The sequence below is a fragment of the Streptomyces swartbergensis genome, from assembly GCF_002148965.1.
In the GTDB taxonomy this organism is placed as follows: domain Bacteria; phylum Actinomycetota; class Actinomycetes; order Streptomycetales; family Streptomycetaceae; genus Streptomyces; species Streptomyces swartbergensis.
The window spans coordinates 1-1,055 of record NZ_NGFN01000738.1 but is presented as its reverse complement, the minus strand read 5'-3'; the positions used below and the strand labels follow the sequence as shown (position 1 = coordinate 1,055).

Here is a 1,055-nt window from a genome sequence, read left to right as displayed (position 1 = left end):
CGTCCGGGCAGTGGGTGACGCCCCAGCCGCGGGCGGCCATGTCGTAGGCGAGGAGGGTCTCCTCACCGCCGAAGAACAGCAGCCGGTGGAAGCCGCCCGCGTCGAGATAGGCGCTGCGGCGGACGACGGAGGCGCAGGCGAGGAAGCCCAGGACCTGGGTGCCGGGCAGGTCGGCGGCCTGCCCGAGGGGCGAGGCGGCGAGCACCTCGTTGAGCGGGTCGGGGTCCGCGGCGGGGCCGACGAGGGTGCGGGCGGCGATGAGGCCGAGCCGCGGATGCTCCTCGAACAGGCGGGCAGCCCTGGTCAGGGCGCCGGGCGCCCACCAGGAGTCGTCGTCGCTGAACGCCACGTAGGGGGTGTCCAGGGCACGGGCACCGTGGTTGCGCGCCAGGGCGCCGTGGTTGAACGGCAGCGCCAGGACCTGGACCTGCGGAAAGTCCCGGGCGAGCATGACGCGGGTGTCGTCGGTGGAGGCGTTGTCCGCGACGAGGATCCGGGGCCGTTCGGGGAGGGCGACGAGGTGGTTCAGGGCCTCGGCGAGGGTGGCGCAGCGGTTGCGGGTGGCGATGACGATGCCGACGGGCGTGGCGTCCGGGTACGGGATGGTCATCGTGCGGTGCCCCTCACGGGTGTCGGGTGCCGGGAAGTTCGTCGACGGCGCTCAGGACGTCGTCGGGGGTGATGCGCAGCAGCGCGGGGTCGGGGCGGCGGCCGTGCGGGTCGCCCTCCGGGCCGTACCAGAGCGCGCGGTGGCGCGGGCCGGGCGGCGGGCCCCAGCGGCTCGGTGCGACCGGGCCGAAGAGGGTGACGGAGGGTGTGGCGTGGGCGACCGCGAGGTGGGCGATGCCGGTGTCGCCGCTGATCACGGCGTACGCGCCGGCGACGAGGGCGGCCAGCCTGCCGAACGGGAGGCCGCCGCCGAACACGTCGGTGTCGGGCAGGCCGGCCTGCTTGGCGAGCCGGGCCACGAGGTCGCTCTCGTCGGCGCCGCCGGTCACGACGACCCGCAGCCCCCGGGCGCGCAGCTCGTCCGCGACGGCCGCGTACCGCTCGAC

At 76.1% G+C, this 1,055-nt stretch carries 2 protein-coding genes; both read right to left on the bottom strand.

What is annotated here, in order from left to right; translation table 11 throughout:
• Positions 1-610, bottom strand: a 610-nt coding sequence (locus tag CA983_RS44005) for a glycosyltransferase family 2 protein (RefSeq protein ID WP_086606143.1), incomplete at its 3' end; no start/stop codon positions are given.
• Positions 611-623: 13 nt separating this feature from the next.
• Positions 624-1,055 (bottom strand): glycosyltransferase family 9 protein (locus CA983_RS44000; RefSeq protein ID WP_143645862.1); only part of this gene is annotated, 432 nt, incomplete at its 5' end.